This is a genomic window from Sulfurimonas sp. HSL-3221, assembly GCF_021044585.1.
Lineage (GTDB): Bacteria > Campylobacterota > Campylobacteria > Campylobacterales > Sulfurimonadaceae > Thiomicrolovo > Thiomicrolovo sulfuroxydans.
Map to the genome: position 1 here is coordinate 2,474,262 of NZ_CP087998.1, position 16,189 is coordinate 2,490,450.

The following is a 16,189-nucleotide window of genomic DNA, read 5'->3' on the forward strand; positions in this document are numbered from 1 at the left end:
TATACACCAATTTTCATTAACTTTGCATGCCCGAGGGGGCAAAGGCTACATCAGCCCCCTCAGCATAAGGTACCAGTACATCGGTTTGAGCATATACACGTCAAAATACCACCACATCACGCGCGGTTTTTCCGGTGCCAGGAACGGGATCGTCGGCGCGAATCCCTCGTAGTTGAACTCGGCCATGATGATTTCGCCGTACTCGGTTTTCAGCGGGCAGACCGTATAGCCGTCGAACTTCTCTTTGGACGTTTTGCCCTGCATAACCGCCAGGAGGTTGTCTTGCAGCACCGGACCGTGGTGTCGCGCCGATCCGCCGGTTTTCCCCATCGGGATACCGCAGACGTCCCCGATGCCGAAGACATTCGGGAAGCGGGGGTGCTGCAGCGTATATTTGTCCACTTCGAGCCACCCGTCGCCGCCGGCCAGCGGGGAGTTGACCACGGCATCCGGCGGGCTCATCGGCGGCACGATATGGATAAAGTCGTAAGGCATCTCGATCCTGTCGGATTTGCTCACCGTTTCATACGTGTCAAAATCCTCGTCGTACACCTCTTCGTCGTACGCATGGATATAGGTGGCGACCTTGCCCTCTACGTCGATCGATTCGAGGTGATGGCTGAAGTAGTTGGTGATACTGTCGTAGCGTTTCTGCGCCTCACCCAGCGCGTCGGCGATCGGTTTCAGGAAAAAGAGGTTCGGGAACGACGTCGTAAAGGCGTAATCGGCAGACAACCCCTCCTTCTTCAGGTAGTCGGCGCTGAGGTAGAGGATCTTCTGTGGGGCGCCGCCGCATTTGATCGGCGTGTTGGGCTGGGTATAGATGACCTTCGGTTTACCGTTCTTCGCGGCCGCTTTGAGATCGTTGAACCACTCCCAGGTGATCTCCCCGCCCTTGGCGGTCCCCGCTTCGGGGTTGTTCAGGTAGACGCTGGAGATGCCGTGCGTACCGATATCGTCCTCGGTGAGCCCTTTGATGGCGTCGTAGTGGCAGACAATGCCCGTCGCAACGACCAAATAGTCGTAGGCGACCTCTTCGCCCCCGCGGGTCGTCACCCGGTTGTTGTCCGGATCGAATGCAGCGACTTCATCCTTGATCCAGGTCACGTCATCGGGGATAAAGTCGCTGTTGGGCTTGACAATATCCTCATGGGTATAGAGCCCCGCGGCCATAAAGATCTGTCCCGGCTGGTAGAGGTGGATCTCGTTGGGTGCGATAATCGTGATATCCGGGTCCGAAATGGCGCGGTGCAGCCGCGCCAGGGCCATGATCGCACCGGATCCGCCGCCGACGATAAGGATCTTCCCCTTCACATCGACGGCTTCCGCTGAAGCTGCCGGCGCGGTCGAGGCCAGCACCGACGCCGCCACCGGGGAGATCCCCATCAGTTTAAGCGCATCGCGTCGACTCAGTCCCGCCGTATCCGGCAGCTCAAGTTCATCCCGCTGTTCAAGCAACTCTTCGCGTTTCATCGTAGCTCCTTCTGTTTGCTCTTATTGTATGACAACTTCCGTCCTAATGACGAAAAAATCACTGTTTTACCAAACTTGTTTCCCATCCGTCGTATTGCCCCTCGAAGGCTTCCGCCCAGGCAATGATCTGCAGCGTTACCGCATCGATATCGTAGTAATACGGTGCGTCCATGCGGTAAAACTGAACCCCGAACGGCGGGCTGACCTCCTCCGGCGGAGCATCAGCCTGCACTTTGAAGCCCTCGGCACTGATTAGCTCGACGAAGCGCTCGCGCCCCTCATGTTTCGCGAAAAAAGCCCGGTGTTCGATCGCCCGCCGGATGCGGAGATTGTCCCCGGCGGCTTTGAGCTGGTCGCAGGTGTGGTGGTTCTGGATCAGCTGCCACTCCCGGTCCGTAGGGAAAAGAAGTTTGCGGTACACCTCCCACTCCGTATCGAGCCGGGAGCCGGATTCGTAGGTGTAATCCGTGAAAGCACCCATCGTGGCGGCAATGACGTCGGGCCACTCAAAATCGTACTTGAGGTAATAGACAAAATGGACCTCGCCCCCCGTCACGATGCGCCCGACATATTTGCCGACGCGGTAACGCAGCGCCTCCATCTCCAGCCGGTCCTCGATCTCTTTGACCGTGTCCGCTTCGTTTTCGGCGACGAACCCTTCGGGCGTGGCCGCATTCAAACGGAGCTTGAGAAAGCCCACGTATCCCAGCGCATCGTTGGGAAGCGCATCGGCCACCTCGGCATTGAACGCCACGGTCGCAGGGTTTCCATCCACCGGTTTCATATAGTTTTCCCAGATCTCCTGCATGGTCTACTCCATTTCCAAACTCATCAGATACATCTCTTCGCCGTCAACGACGTCAACTTCCAGACTTTCGCATGCGGGGCAGCGGTACCAGACCTTCTCCAGCTCGCTTCGACTCCCGCATTGGCGGCAGGTCAGAGTGACGGGCTGAATGTTCATCACGAAATCGGCCCCGTCGCAGACGGTCCGCTCCTTGAACGTGTTGAAGGCGATCTCGAGCAGATGCGGCTCCACGCCGCTCATCACCCCGATCTTCACGACCACCTTCGTCACACGCTCCGCTTCATTCTCGGCAGCATGTTTCTCCACCTGTTCCAGTAGTGCCTGTACAACGGAATATTCATGCATGGAAACCTCCATGCAAAATATTTATACTGTCCTCGGCTACGCCTGCGGAATTCCGCTTTGCTTCATCATGCATGGCAGACTCCTAACAGATCCTCGGCAACAGTTCGCCTTTGGGCAGGTCGAGGAAGCGGCGGCTGCCGAACGCGGAGTGCAGCACCACCTTGCCCGGATACTGCGTCGTCGCCCGGCCGATCACCGCCGCGTCGCGGCAGAACCCGAACCGCTGCAGTGCACTCACGGCAAAGGCCGCGTGCATCGGTGCGACGGCGGCAACGAAGGTGCCTTCGTTGGCCAGGTCCGTCGCTTCGAACCCGAACATTTCACAGATCCCCTGCACCTCATCGCTGACCTTGATCGCAGCCTCCTCGATCTCCAGGCAGACATCACTGTTCTCCGCCCATTCGTTCAGCACGGCGGCCAGACCGCCCCGGGTCGCGTCTCGCAGGGCGCTGACGGAGATATTTTCCGCCAGCAGCGCCTCGACGGCGGGCCAGAGCGTTTCGCAGTCGCTGCCGAGATCGGCGCTGACCTCCAGCCCCTCGCGGGCCATCAGCACCGTCGCCCCGTGGCGTCCGATATCGCGCGATGCGATGATCACGTCGCCCTCTTTGATCGCCTGCGAAGAGATCCCTTCACGCTTGACCTCGCCGATCCCCGCCGTGTTGATAAAGAGCTTGTCGACGCTTCCCCGGGGCACGACCTTGGTATCCCCGCAGACGATCTTCGCCCCGGACTTCGCCAGCTCCTTGGCCATACTTTCGACGATCCGTTCCAGCTCCTCGAATGCGAAGCCCTCTTCGATCATAAAGGCCGAACTGAGGTAGAGCGGCTTCGCGCCCATCATAGAGAGGTCGTTGACGGTGCCGGCCACCGCCAGCTTCCCGATGTCGCCCCCCTCGAAAAAGAGCGGGCTGACCGTGAAACTGTCCGTCGTGAACGCGATCTTCCCCTGCGTCTGCAGCACCGCCGCATCCTCTGCCTTGATGAGGATGTCGTTTTTGAAATGGCGGTAGAAAAGGTCGTGGATGAGCTTGTTCGTCTCTTCCCCGCCCCCGCCGTGGCTAAGCTGTACCTGTTTCATCCGAGCACCCCCGCATAGCGGTAGTAGGCGTTACACGCCCCCTCCGAACTGACCATGCAGCTGCCCAGCGGACTGTTCGGGGTACAGGCCGTCCCGAAGACCTTGCACTCCATCGGTTTGGCAAGCCCCTTGAGGATCGTGCCGCAGATGCAGAGCTTGTGGTCGTCGATGGGTTCCGTCGGCAGCACCTCCGCGAACACTTTTTCCGCGTCGAGATACGCAAATTCCTCCCGAAGCTCCAGGGCGCTGTCGGGGATATCCCCGATCCCGCGCCAGCGGAAATGGCTGCGCGGCTGAAGGTACATGTCGATCAGCTGCTGGGCTTTGACGTTGCCCTCCATCGTCACCGAACGGGAGTATTCGATCTCCAGTTCCGCGCGCCCCTCAACCTGCTGCCGAACGGCCATCAGGATCCCCTGCATCACATCAACGGGTTCGAAACCGCAGACGACAACGGGGGTGCCGTACTTCTGAGGCAGCGGCGCGTAGATCTTCGCCCCGGTGATAACGCTGACGTGCGAAGGCCCGATAAAGGCGTTGATCTTCGCCTGGCCGTCGCTCATGATCGCATCGATCGCCGGCGGCACGAGCACATGGTTGATATGAAAATAGAGGTTGTCGACCTTCTGGGTGACTGCCGCGTGCAGCAGCGCTGCCGTCATCGGCGTCGTCGTCTCAAACCCGATCGCAAAAAAGACCACCCGTTTGTCGGGGTTTTCCTTGGCGATCTTGAGCGCATCCATCGGCGTATAGAGCGGGCGGATGTCCCGCCCGGCAGCCCGTTCAACAGCCAGGGAGCTCTGCGATCCCGGCACGCGGATCATGTCGCCCAGGGTGACCAGGATCGTATCCTCCATCCGTGCCAGCGCGATGGCGTGGTCGATCCGCTCTTTGGGCATGATACAGACCGGGCAGCCGGGACCGTGGATAAAGTCGATGTTGCCCGGCAGCAACTGCGGCAGACCGTACTTCATAATCGTATGCGTATGCCCCCCGCACACCTCCATGATCCGCAGCGGTTCGTGCAGCGCTTTTGCCTCCTCGCCGATCTGGGCGGCCAGCATCCGGATCGTGGCGGGGTCTCTGAACCCGTCGTAAAGGTCTTTGAGTTTCAGTTCGCTCATGGTGTACCCCTGTTCTCGCAATTGTCATCCTCCAAGACGACACGCGAGCGCTCCTCTTCGTCCATCTTCGCCAGGATCTCGTGGTAGACCTTGAGCGATTCGAGCGCGTCCTCCTCGTCGATCTTGTTCATCACGAAACCGATATGGATCAGGACATAGTCATCGACGTTGACGCTGCCCTCTTCCATCAGGTCCAGTCCCGCTTCGCGCTTGACACCCATCGTATCGACCACGGCACTGTTTTTCTCACGGTCGACGGAAACGACCTTTGAAGGGATAGAGAGACACATCTTAGCTCCTCATCCTGCGTTTGAATTCGATCCACTCGATAACGCGCTGCACGGAGGCTTCGTCTTTGATGCTGACCTCCAGGATATCGACGCCCGGTTTGATCTTGCGCGCCTCCGCCTTTTCATGCTCGATATCGTAATCGAAATAGGGAAGCAGGTCGGTTTTCGTGATCAGCACCAGGTCCGCCTGCCGGAACATGACGGGATACTTTTCGATCTTGTCGCTCCCTTCGGGCACGGAAACGAGCACGATGTTCAGGTGGGAACCAACGTCATAACTGGCCGGACAGACGAGGTTGCCGACGTTCTCGATGAAACAGACATCCAGGTCATCAAGCGGCATGTCGTGCAGCCCCTCGTGCACCATGAACGCATCGAGGTGGCAGGCGCTGCCGGTCTGGATCTGGTAGGCAGGCACCCCCTTGGCCTTGATGCGCTCGGCATCCCGGCTCGTCTCCAGGTCACCCTCGATCACGCCGAACCGAAAGGGGGCACGCTCCGCCATCTGCTCTAGCAGGGTCGTCTTCCCGCTGCCCGGACTGCTCATCAGGTTGATTGAGAGCACCCCGTGGCCGTCGAAATGGGCACGGTTGTGGCCCGCTTCGTGATCGTTCTTGTCCAGGATCTTTGTAATGACATCGATCGTCTTCTTGTCATTGAGCTGCGGATTATGGTGCAGCGTCTCGTGCGCCGCCTGATGGGCATGCGAGTGCCCGTGGTGATCATGGTCATGATCGTGCTCGTGATCATGATGATGGTGTCCGTGTGAATGTTCCGTCACACTGCAGCCGCAATCTTTACACATAATTTCTCCTTCTCAACCCGTCAAAACCCGGGGCCTTTCAGTAATATTGCTATTCTCTCATAAAGAAACAAACGCCGATGATCATCAGGGATGATACCGACGGAATTGCCAAAAAAGACTGAGGATTTCCGCCCGCGCCACTCGTCCCTATTCCGACGGGTTTCCGCAGCGGCAGCGCTCCTGGGAGCGCTGGCATCCTACCGATTTCATTGCGTATTTCTTTCTGCAAATGAATAAGTATTCAGTTTTATATTAATTATAGTCTTGTTATGTAAAATTAAACTAAAAAAACGTCACTCTTATATAACTTTGGAACCGGGAAAGGCGAAGGATGTCAACGCTTCAACACTGTCCCTATTGTCAAGGAAGCATTTACCGTCTGGGAGACGGCCGGTACAAGTGCGGACGCTGCCGCCGAAAAGTCAGTCCCGCGCGCGTCGCGAAGATACGAACGCTCATCGCGAGCTTCTCCCGGGACGAAAACGCCAGCGTCTCCGCCGAAGCGCTGGGACTCTCCTACGTCTCGGTCCACCGCTATTTCGGACAGTTCAGGCAGTTGTGCGCCCGCATCTGCGAGGATGAATACGAGACGAGACGGCACCTCTCCTGCGAATACGAGGAGTATTTCTACCTGGAGCGGGCCAAAAAGCGGCGCAAAAACGCCGTTTTCGATGCCCACAACTTCCTCACCTTCGATTACGAGGGCCATCTTTACACCATCGTCATGCCCTCGCTGCAGCAGTTCCGCAACCAGTTCATCGAAGATGACCTCGAATCCGTCTACGCGGAGGAGTTCGCCCGTTTCCGGCGCCAGAGCCGCCTGATCAAGATCTCCTCGCGGCATAACAACATCGTCCGCTTCTGGGAATACTTTGAAGAAAACATCCTCCGCTACCGGGGCGTATGCGACGAAAGTTTTCCCCTCTATCTCAAGGAGATGGAGTTCAAATTCAACCACCCCGTCTCCGAACGGGAGCGGCTGCTGATTGACTACTATTTTAAGGAACTCGAATGATTCAAGCGACAACGGCCGTCCTGGGGGTCGGCAACATTCTCGAAAATGACGACGGCATCGCCGTCTACGCCGCGGCCTACCTCGATGCCAACTACCGCTTTGAGCCCCCGGTACGCATCATCAACGGCGGAGTCGAGGGGATCAACCTCCTCGACGTCTTTATCGAGCACGAACGCGTGCTGATCCTCGACGCGATCGACATCGACGACGACGCGGGGAGTATCTACCATATCCCCGCATCCGAACTCACCGGTTACGGTCTGGGGAACGGGGGTGCGCACGAAGTGGGGGTGATCCAGTGCCTTGACATGCTGGAGCTGATGGGCAGGCCGCAGCCCGAATCGAGCGTGCTGGGAATCGTGCCCGAACGCGTGGAAGTGCGCATCGGGCTCTCCCCCTCCCTGACCGCCGCGTTTGAAGGCTATGTCGGGAACGCATTGAAGATTTTGCAAAACGCGGGGATCGCGGCCCACCGGCGTGACCCGGGCAGCTCTCTCGCGGAGGTTATCGAAGCCTTCCAGGCCTCCGGCGTCTCCTAAAAGCCCCGCCCCAGGGCGACGCTGGGGGCGGCGAAGTTCTCGAGAATCGTCTCCAGCTTCATACCGCCGTCCGTGCGTTTTGTGCAGACGACGCCGGCATGGGCCAAACGCGCCGTTATCGTGTCGATGTAGCGCTCCCAGGCCGCGCGCAGCGGCGCCGAGAGCCCGACCTCGACGGAGATGATGTCCTCGGGCACGATGCTGACGACGGAGGTTTCGGCCATATTGCCCGTCAGCGAACAGATCTGCAGCATCTCCGCTATCTCCACCTCGTTGGCCGTTTTTTTGATGAGCGACCCCTCCAAAAAGGTATCGCAGTCGCGCACGGTCACCGTGCCGGCGGGCACATCCTCGTCCGAAGCCGTATTAACGATCAACACCTCGTCATACTCCTGAAGCAGCGGCATCAGCCCGAACCCGAGCGTCCCGCCGTCGACGATATCGACGCCCGGTTCGAAGGTGTAGTTCTCTTTAAGGTATTTGGCCGCGTAGAGCCCGATTCCCTCATCCTTGAAAAACGCGTTTCCCGATCCGATCAGTGCGATGCGGTTCATCCCTTCCCTCCTTGTCGGTACAGTGCATGGTAAAGCTGTCCCAGGGCGACGCCGCCGTCATTGACGGGCGTATCGCACTGGACATAATAGCGGATCCCTAGCTTCTCCAGGGCCGCACAGGCCATGGCCGTCAGTGTCCGGTTTTGAAAAACGCCCCCGCTGAGCACCACCGGCGTGCCGGGATGGCGCTGCGCGATCTCCGTGATCACTCCGGTGAGCGCTGCGTGCAGCCCCGCCGCCGCCCGGGAGGGGGCTTCAAGGGTCTGCCGCAGCAGCGGCTCCCAGTCGATCACCCCCTCTTCCACGGCAAAAGCGAACTCCCCGGGCAGCGCTGTCCCCGCCTCTGCCTCCAGCCGCATCCCGCTTTCACCCTCGTAGCCGAGGGTCTGCGCACACCCCGTCAGCGACGCCACGGCGTCGAAAAGGCGGCCGACGGAGCTGCTCTCAGGCGCATTCAGGCCGCGCTGCCACATGGTATGAAGCGTTCTGATCTCCGCGGGCGTGAAACTCCCGACGGTCGGATGCGCCATCGCAAGGACGTCATCGAGACTATAACACTCGAATAACAGCGATAACGCGACCCGCCGCGGCTCCCGCACCGCCTGTTCCCCGCCGAGCAGCCGGAAGGGGCGGAAATGGTACGCCCGTTCAAAACGCCGCGGATCGGCCAGGAGCACCTCGCCGCCCCAGAGCGTCCCGTACCCCAGGGTACCTTCTCCGGCTTCGCCGTTCACCTTGTCGCCCCCGTAGCCGGTGCCGTCGAAACAGAACGCCAGCACCGGCTCCTCCAGCCCGTATTCGGCCATGCAGGCCAGCGCGTGGGCATAGTGGTGCTGCACCCGCACGAGCGCCGTGCCGGGATGCGCCGCGTGGAACGCTTTCGCCCACTTGGTCGTTTCATACCCCGGATGCAGGTCGCAGACGACGATGTCGGGTTCGAAAGCGTAAAAACGTTTGAAGGTTTCGAGGGTACGCTCGAAATACTCGAAGGCGTCGACGGAAACGAGGTCGCCGATGTGCGGTGACAGCACGATGTTTTTGTCGAATCCCAGCGCGATCGTACTCTTCTGGTTCGCCCCGACGGCGAGGATCCTGCCCGGCGCTTCAAAAGGAAGCGGCAAACTCCGGGGGGCGTACCCCCGCGCCATCCGCAGCATCAGCGTGCGGGAACCGGCCACCGTCACGACACTGTCGTCGCAGGCGTTGACGATCTCACGGTCAACGTCAAGGACCGCGTCGACGACACTGCCCAGTTTGTCGCGCAGCTGCACCGCATCGGTGAGAATAGGCTCCTCGCTGATATTGGCGCTCGTGGCGACGACGGGACGCTGCAGGCGGTCCATCAGGAGCAGGTGCAGCGGGGTGTAGGGCAGAAAGACGCCGATGCGGTCGATGCCCGGGGCGACGGGTTCCCCGAAAGCGAGGCCCGCCTTTTTCCGCACGACGACAATCGGGCGCGTGTTGGAGAGAATGAGCCGCTCCTCTGCGTCGCTCAGCTCCGCGGCCTCCCGGATCATCTCCAGGGAGGGGAACATCACGGCCAGCGGTTTGCTCGGGCGCCTTTTGCGCTCGCGCAGGCGTGCCACGGCAGTGCCGTTCGTCGCATCGCACATCAGATGAAAGCCCCCCAGCCCTTTGACCGCGACGATCCGGCCTTCGGCAAGCAGCGCCGCAGCCCTGTCGATGCTGTCGTGCTCCGTCCCGATCGCCGCACCCGAGGCGTCGGTCAGGGAAAGGTGCGGGCCGCACTCATAACAGCTGATCGGCTGGGCGTGATAACGCCTGTTAGCCGGATCGTTATACTCGTGCGCGCACTGCGGGCACATGGCAAAGGGGGCCATCGAAGTCTGCGGCCGGTCATAGGGAAGTGCGCGGATAATGCTGTAACGCGGACCGCAGTCGGTGCAGTTGATCAGCGGGTAGCGGTAGCGGCGGTTGGCGGGGTCAAAGAGCTCGGCGGCGCAGGCGTCGCACACGGCCATGTCCGGCGAGACCATCGTTTTTGCCGCGCTGCTCTCGGATCCCCGAATGGCAAAGGCCGTTTCACCGAGGGGAGCCAGGAGGTCGCGGTGCACCTCATCGATCCGGGCCAGCGGCGGCGGGGAGGCCGTCAAAGCCCTCTCGAACGCCTCCAGGGACGCCGGGGGACCTTCCACCTCGATCACCACGCCGTCCCCGTCGTTGAGCACATGGCCACCCACCCCTTCTCGGACGGCAAGCTGGTAAACGAAGGGGCGGAAACCGACACCCTGGACGATGCCGCGGATTCGGAACCGAAAGCGTTTAGAGGTAGACGCAGCCGACAACGGCATTCTCCCTGCCAATGGGGTAGTTGACGTTCATCAGCGGGGGCGTGGCTTTCAGATTGCGCTGCATGCGGCTGAAAAGCGACTGCTGGGCGAAATGCGCGCCGCAGAGAATGAAGTGCTCCGCTTTCGTTTTGTCTTTGATCTGCTGCATCAGGTCGTTGAAATAGTCGCCGAAAGATTCAAAGATGGAGTAGGCGATCATCTCCGTCTCCACCCCTGCCAGGCGGTAGCTCACCAGGCTGGCGAGGAAGGCCGCGTGGTCGAAACGGTTGTCCTTGACGTGCGTATCGACCTGCACCCCGCCCTTCCCGTAAAAGCCCAGTGCCGCTTTGCTGACCCCGGAGAAATTCTCCTCCTCCAGTTCCAACACGGCGGCGGCCGCTTCGAAGAGGGTCGTCGTGCTGCGCCCCTGCAGCGCTTCGACCCGCGCATAGGCAGCGGGCAGCGCCTTTTGAAAGTTCTGTACCAATCTGTCGGAACCTTCGCGCAGGGATGCGATCTTCTCGAGCAGCCCTGCGGGTGCGAAGGCGATGGGCGGGACCAGCCGGATCACCTTTCGCCCATCATAATAAAGGAAGGAGGGTTCGTCGTCAAAATGGGCGCCGACGCACTTCTGCCCGAAGAGGCCATGCTCCGCGACGACCGACATAAAGGACGCCTCATCCTGGGCCGCGGGGCGCTGATGCGTATGCCACTGCTCCTCCGACTCTCCCTCAAGCACGACGGCATTCTCGACCGTCACGCTGCCGAAATGCTCCGGCCGGTCGAACACGACGCTCCCCCCTTCGGGCACCCCGACCAGGCCGTGCGCCATGCCGAGGGTCTGCGACGCCGGCATCATGCGTGACGGGAAACTCACCCGTTCGCCGGCGGCGACGAAACGGACATCCTTGTTGATAAAGAGGTGCTGGTCGCTTTGGGAGGAGAGCTCCAGGTCATACTCCATCCGCAGGTCCGCATCGCTCCGGGCGTCCGCCTCCTCGTAGTAGACGTAATCCACTCCCAGGCGCTGCAGCTCCGTTGCCAGCAGGATCGTAAAGCCGTCGTCGGGGTATTTTACATCCGCCGTGCGGCCGGCAACCGCCTGAAGCTCCGGGGCTTTGACCGACACATGCAGCACGGGGCGTTCGATGCCCAGCAGCGCATGGAACTCTTCGCCGATCAGGGAGAGGTAGTCGGTGATCTTCTCCGCATCGATCATCAGGATCACGGCGTTGCGGAGTCCCTCGGGGCTCAGTTGAAAGCGGCGGTAGCCCATCGTCGTTTTGACCAGCAGCGACTTGGCATCGGCGACGGCCTTGGCCGCCACCTCGAACATCGTTCTGAAGCTTCCGGCATCGTTGGCATAGCGCTCACTCCCCCCGCTCTCCAGGCGCACGGGCACACCGCAGGCGTGACAGCTGTTGAGGTGGTCCTTCTCCCGGCGGCCGTACGTCTCCTGCTCCGACTCGCATGCCGCACAGGGGCGCAGGTAGGAGAGAGCGCTGTTGGCGCGCTCAAAGGGGTACGCTTCGAAAAAAGCGTACTGCCCCCCGCACTGTGCGCAGTGGGTGAAGGGGTAGTAGTAGCGGCGCGACGAAGGATCGAAAAGTTCCTTCTGGCATGCGGGGCAGAGGCCGAGTCCCAGCGGAGGCGCATCGACAAGTTCCGGCAGCACATCCGGTTCTCCCGCCGCCTCGTAGTGGCGGCTGCCGCTGAGATGCCAGGAGGCGGGAAGCCGCTCGGCGATGGCGCCGACACACGCCTCCAGTTCCGGATGGTCCGAGACAAATGCACAGGAGAGCGTCCCTTTTGACTGGACAATCTTTGCCGGTACGCCGAATTCACGGGCAATGCCGGCGATACAGTTACGCAGGTAAAATTGGGACGAGCTGCTCTGCAGTTCCATCACGAAGGCCATAGGGGGTCCTTTGAACGGTCATCATCCCCTCACCGGGGGCTGAAACCTTGTTATCTTAGCATAGTTTGGGAGGTTGAAAACGTCCCGGGTACCCCGGAACGCGGGGAGAAATCCTGCTGCTTAGGATTCCTGCTCTTTGGCGAACTTGCTGCCGCCGAAGACAATGGCGATATCCCCCTCTTTCCAGAAGATCGTCCGCCATATCTGGTAGTAGATATGGAAAGCGACCCAGGTAAGGATGAGCCACATCGATTCATGGTGCGAAATGCGCACATCCATCAGCGTACCGCCCGTCACCGGGATGGTCCAGTCGGTGGCAAGGTGCAGCAGCGCCGGCCACCACGCCCCGATCGAACTCTGGCCGGACTCAAGTCCGTGGACATAGAGCTGCAGCCCGGTAAAGAGCATCCAGATCAGGAGCAGATGGAAAATCGTAAAATAGACCGTGTTGAAACTGTCGCTGTGCGTCGAATCGAACTTCTTGCGCCGGTTGAGCGTGACGAGGTTCAAAAGCACCTCGCCAAACTCGGCGACGTTTTTGCCGGTGGGAATAAGCTTCTTGTACGGCTTCTCGAAACGGCTGAAAAAATAGAGATAGGCGACAACGATGGAGGTGACGTCAAAGATGATCGCCACAATAAAGTGTCCCCACCGGTTCCACGCCATCACATATTTGTCCACCGCACCGTCAGCGATGAGCGTCTGGTAGTACGGGTGCCCTATATAGAGCCCGGTGATCACGGCAGCCACCATCGAAATCGCGTTGGCCCAGTGGATGATGCGCATCGCGCCCGTCATCCGCTTAACCTGTTTACGTTCGGATTTCATGGGATCTCCTTAGATACTGCACTGGCTGTCGAGTTTGTAAACACCCAGCGATTTGCCCTTGGTATCGACAACGTGCACGGCACAGGCGATACAGGGGTCAAAACTGTGAATGGTCCGGATGATCTCCAGCGGCTGTTCCGGATCGGCCACTTTCGTACCAATCAGGCTCGCCTCATAAGCGCCCATCCGTCCTTTATAGTCCCGCGGTCCCGCGTTCCAGGTAGAAGGAACGACGGCCTGGTAGTTGGCCACCTTCCCGTCCTCGACGCGGACCCAGTGTCCCAGGGAGCCGCGCGGCGCTTCGGCCAGGCCCATCCCCTTGGTCTTGACGCTCACCTTGTCGAAGTCGAACTCCGTCCAGGTGCGCAGGTCGCCGGCCGCCGCGTTGGCGGCGAGTTCGTCGACCCACTCCATCATCGCGTCCGCCATCAGTTCGGTCTCGATGGCCCGGCCCGCCGTACGGCCGACGGTACTGAACAGCACCGACACCGGCAGGTTGCCGCGCTTGAGGAAGTTCGTCACGTATTTCGTGATCCGCTCGTCCTTGCTCGCCACCCCGACGATCATCCGCGCCAGCGGCCCGACCTCGACACGGGTGTCGTTGTAGATCGGTGTTTTGATCCAGCTGTACTTCTCCCCCGTCTTCAGGTAGGCGATGCCGTCATCGCGTTTGTCAAGCCCCGTATATTTCGGGATCGTCTGACCATTGTACGGGTGCAGCGGTTCGCTCCCTTCGTACCAGGAGTGCGTGACGTCTTCGGCGATCTTTTCATGGTCCACCGGTTCGACCTTGCTCAGGTCGCCCCCGTATACAATGCCGCTCGGGAAGAGGGTTTTCGCGTTGTAGAACCCGGTATCGTCGAGGCGGAAGTCGCCGTAGCTCATGTAGTTGAGTAGACCGCCGCCGGTCCCGCCGACGCCTTTGCCGCCGATAAGCTCCGTAAACGTCGCTTTGGAATCCGTCGCCTCGGCGGCGTACATGGTTCCCGCCATGTAAACGTCGGGCAGGTAGGCCTGCTTCACGAACTTCGTTCCGTCGCTGAGCAGCTGCTTGAACAGCGCGATGCGCGCCGGGTTCTCAATATCCTGAACACAGGTGACCCCGCCGACAACGATGGATTGCGGGTGCGGGTTCTTCCCGCCGAAGATCGCCTGCATCTTTGCCAGGTCGCGCTGGATGTCCAGGGCCTGGAGGTAGTGCGCCACCCCGATCAGGTTCTGTTCCGGCGTGAGCTTGTAGTGCTTGTTACCCCAGTAACCGTTCCCGAAGATCCCCAGGCGGCCCTGTTTAACAAACTTTGCGACACGCTCCTGGATCGCTTTGAACTCGCCTTCACCGTCCGTATAGGGGGCGACACCGGCCACACCGGCCCATTTGCGCGCCTCTTCCGCTGTTTTGGCCGGATCGGCCGAGAGCGCGGAGACGACGTCGACAAAGTCCAGCGCGTGCAGGTGATAGAAGTGCACGAGGTGGTCATGCACGTAAAGCGCTCCCTGGATCAGGTTGCGGACAATCCGCGCATTTTTTGGAATCGTAATGTCAAAAGCATCCTCGACGGCCTCGATGGAACGCTGGTAGTGCGTCCCGGTACAGACACCGCAGATACGCATAGCCAGCAACCCGCAGTCCCGCGGGTCGCGCCCCTGAAGGATCGTTTCGATCCCCCGGAACATTGTCGAGGAGCTGTAGGCATCCACGATGGTGTTGTTTTCATCAATCACCGCCTCGATACGCAGGTGTCCTTCGATCCGCGTAATCGGGTCGACTACAATATGTCTCTTGCTCATTATCCTTCTCCTCCCTCTTCTTTCTTACCGGCAACTGCACTGGCGACCGCATGAATACCGATACCGATACCCGCCGCCGTCAGGAGACCGAGACCGAACTGGTCCACGGTCTTTTCGACACCGCCGGTCGGTGCTTTGATATTCGCATTGGCCATCGGCCGCTCATAAGCGTATTTGTCCCAGAAGTCCGGTTCGGCACAGCCGATACAGCCGCGGCCGACACCGATCGGCCAGTTGACCCCTTCGTTGTAGCGGATAATGGAGCAGTTGTTAAAGGTCATCGGTCCTTTACACCCCATTTTATAGAGACAGAAGTTGTTCTTCGCACCCTCGTCGCCCCACTCCTCGACGTACTCGCCCGCGTCGAAGTGCGCACGGCGTTCGCAGTTATCATGGATACGGTATCCGAACGCGAATTTCGGACGCAGCAGGGAGTCAAGCTCCGGCACCTGCCCGGTGAGGGCATAATGCAGGACAACGCCGACCATATTCGCCGGGTTCGCAGGGCAGGCCGGGATGTTGATCACCGGTTTGCCCTTGATGACGTCCATCACCCCGACGGCGCCCGTCGGATTCGGCGCCGCGGCGGGAATACCGCCGAAGGTCGCACAGGCACCGACGGCAACGACGGCGGCAGCGTCTTCAGCAACGCGGTTCAGGTGATCCAGGAAGTTCTCGCCGGAGGCACCGATGGTACACCACTCCCTGCCGACACCGACAGGAATAGAGCCCTCGACAAAGAGAAGGTAGTTCCCTTTAAAGTGCTCCATCGCATCTTCAAGCTGTTTTTCCGCCTGGTGTCCCGCCGGTGCCATCAGCGACTCGTGGAACTCCAGCGAAATGATGTCGAGAACGATCTCGTCGATCTTCGGCCCGTCGCTGCGGAGCAGCGCTTCGGAGTTGCCCGCACAGTCTTGAAGCTCGAGCCAGATGACCGGCAGGCGGTTCATCAGTTCGGCGGCTTCCGCGACAAGCGGCGTAAACATCGGCGGCAGCATCAGCATCGCCGTGACCGCACTGACCCATTTCATAAAGTCACGGCGGTCCTGCCCCTCGTCGCTGAGCAGGGATTCGAAGTCGAGCCGGTTGACCGCCGGCTGCTCCCGCAGTGCGTCCAAACGCGCCCGACACGTATCGAACAGTTGTTGATAATATAGGTCACCCCGGTTCGTATCTACCCTGGCGCTTTTCGAGGTGAAGAGTTTCCGCACCCCATCTATTCGTTCAGCCATCGTTTCCTCCTCGATAAATGAATGATCATTCACCATTCTATGTGCTAATAACTTAAACTTATCTAAAGTCGGGGAAAGGCACCGTTCCCGCTGAATTT

General features: G+C 60.0%; 15 protein-coding genes. 2 read left to right on the forward strand and 13 right to left on the reverse strand.

The genetic code is table 11. The features are described 5' to 3' along the window. Positions 1 to 45 precede the first annotated feature (45 nt). The 7 genes from LOH54_RS12660 to hypB form a co-directional block, all read right to left on the reverse strand. Positions 46 to 1,473 carry an NAD(P)/FAD-dependent oxidoreductase gene (locus LOH54_RS12660; protein ID WP_231019469.1) on the reverse strand — a complete coding sequence of 476 codons (1,428 nt, stop codon included), beginning with the start codon at positions 1,471 to 1,473 and terminating at the stop codon, positions 46 to 48. A 58-nt stretch (positions 1,474 to 1,531) separates the two neighbouring features. Next, the gene (locus LOH54_RS12665) at positions 1,532 to 2,281 is read right to left on the reverse strand and encodes a DUF695 domain-containing protein (RefSeq protein WP_231019470.1); all 750 of its coding nucleotides are present in this window, start codon (positions 2,279 to 2,281) and stop codon (positions 1,532 to 1,534) included. A gap of 3 nt (positions 2,282 to 2,284) precedes the next feature. Beyond that, complete coding sequence (gene hypA, locus LOH54_RS12670) at positions 2,285 to 2,626, reverse strand: hydrogenase maturation nickel metallochaperone HypA (protein WP_231019471.1); 342 nt, start codon at positions 2,624 to 2,626, stop codon at positions 2,285 to 2,287. A gap of 82 nt (positions 2,627 to 2,708) precedes the next feature. Then, positions 2,709 to 3,707 carry a hydrogenase expression/formation protein HypE gene (hypE, locus tag LOH54_RS12675; RefSeq protein ID WP_231019472.1) on the reverse strand — a complete coding sequence of 333 codons (999 nt, stop codon included), beginning with the start codon at positions 3,705 to 3,707 and terminating at the stop codon, positions 2,709 to 2,711. Beyond that, a complete protein-coding gene (hypD, locus tag LOH54_RS12680; protein ID WP_231019473.1) occupies positions 3,704 to 4,831 on the reverse strand; it encodes a hydrogenase formation protein HypD in 1,128 nt (375 codons plus the stop codon). The genes hypE and hypD overlap by 4 nt, the downstream gene beginning before the upstream one ends. Continuing rightward, complete coding sequence (locus tag LOH54_RS12685) at positions 4,828 to 5,121, reverse strand: HypC/HybG/HupF family hydrogenase formation chaperone (protein WP_231019474.1); 294 nt, start codon at positions 5,119 to 5,121, stop codon at positions 4,828 to 4,830. Before LOH54_RS12685 ends, hypD begins: the two co-directional genes overlap by 4 nt. A 1-nt stretch (position 5,122) precedes the next feature. Beyond that, positions 5,123 to 5,926 carry a hydrogenase nickel incorporation protein HypB gene (gene hypB, locus LOH54_RS12690; protein WP_231019475.1) on the reverse strand — a complete coding sequence of 268 codons (804 nt, stop codon included), beginning with the start codon at positions 5,924 to 5,926 and terminating at the stop codon, positions 5,123 to 5,125. 331 nt (positions 5,927 to 6,257) lie between these two features. Here hypB and LOH54_RS12695 point away from each other — a divergent pair, with 331 nt between their 5' ends. Then, a complete protein-coding gene (locus LOH54_RS12695) occupies positions 6,258 to 6,941 on the forward strand; it encodes a hypothetical protein (protein WP_231019476.1) in 684 nt (227 codons plus the stop codon). Beyond that, positions 6,938 to 7,480, forward strand: coding sequence for a hydrogenase maturation protease (locus tag LOH54_RS12700; RefSeq protein WP_231019477.1), 543 nt, complete (start codon positions 6,938 to 6,940; stop codon positions 7,478 to 7,480). Before LOH54_RS12695 ends, LOH54_RS12700 begins: the two co-directional genes overlap by 4 nt. Here LOH54_RS12700 and LOH54_RS12705 read toward each other — a convergent pair. The 6 genes from LOH54_RS12705 to LOH54_RS12730 form a co-directional block, all read right to left on the reverse strand. Next, positions 7,477 to 8,034 carry a hydrogenase maturation protease gene (locus LOH54_RS12705; RefSeq protein WP_231019478.1) on the reverse strand — a complete coding sequence of 186 codons (558 nt, stop codon included), beginning with the start codon at positions 8,032 to 8,034 and terminating at the stop codon, positions 7,477 to 7,479. The genes LOH54_RS12700 and LOH54_RS12705 overlap by 4 nt on opposite strands. After that, positions 8,031 to 10,340: a carbamoyltransferase HypF gene (hypF, locus tag LOH54_RS12710; RefSeq protein WP_231019479.1), complete on the reverse strand. Its 2,310-nt coding sequence runs from the start codon at positions 10,338 to 10,340 to the stop codon at positions 8,031 to 8,033. Before hypF ends, LOH54_RS12705 begins: the two co-directional genes overlap by 4 nt. Beyond that, a complete protein-coding gene (locus tag LOH54_RS12715) occupies positions 10,318 to 12,243 on the reverse strand; it encodes a Kae1-like domain-containing protein (protein WP_231019481.1) in 1,926 nt (641 codons plus the stop codon). The genes hypF and LOH54_RS12715 overlap by 23 nt, the downstream gene beginning before the upstream one ends. 120 nt (positions 12,244 to 12,363) lie before the next feature. Then, positions 12,364 to 13,071 carry a cytochrome b/b6 domain-containing protein gene (locus LOH54_RS12720; RefSeq protein ID WP_231019482.1) on the reverse strand — a complete coding sequence of 236 codons (708 nt, stop codon included), beginning with the start codon at positions 13,069 to 13,071 and terminating at the stop codon, positions 12,364 to 12,366. Positions 13,072 to 13,080: 9 nt separating this feature from the next. Beyond that, entirely contained in the window at positions 13,081 to 14,859 is a 1,779-nt protein-coding gene (locus tag LOH54_RS12725) for a nickel-dependent hydrogenase large subunit (protein WP_231019483.1), read from the reverse strand. Beyond that, complete coding sequence (locus tag LOH54_RS12730) at positions 14,859 to 16,091, reverse strand: hydrogenase small subunit (RefSeq protein WP_231019484.1); 1,233 nt, start codon at positions 16,089 to 16,091, stop codon at positions 14,859 to 14,861. Before LOH54_RS12730 ends, LOH54_RS12725 begins: the two co-directional genes overlap by 1 nt. Positions 16,092 to 16,189 lie beyond the last annotated feature (98 nt).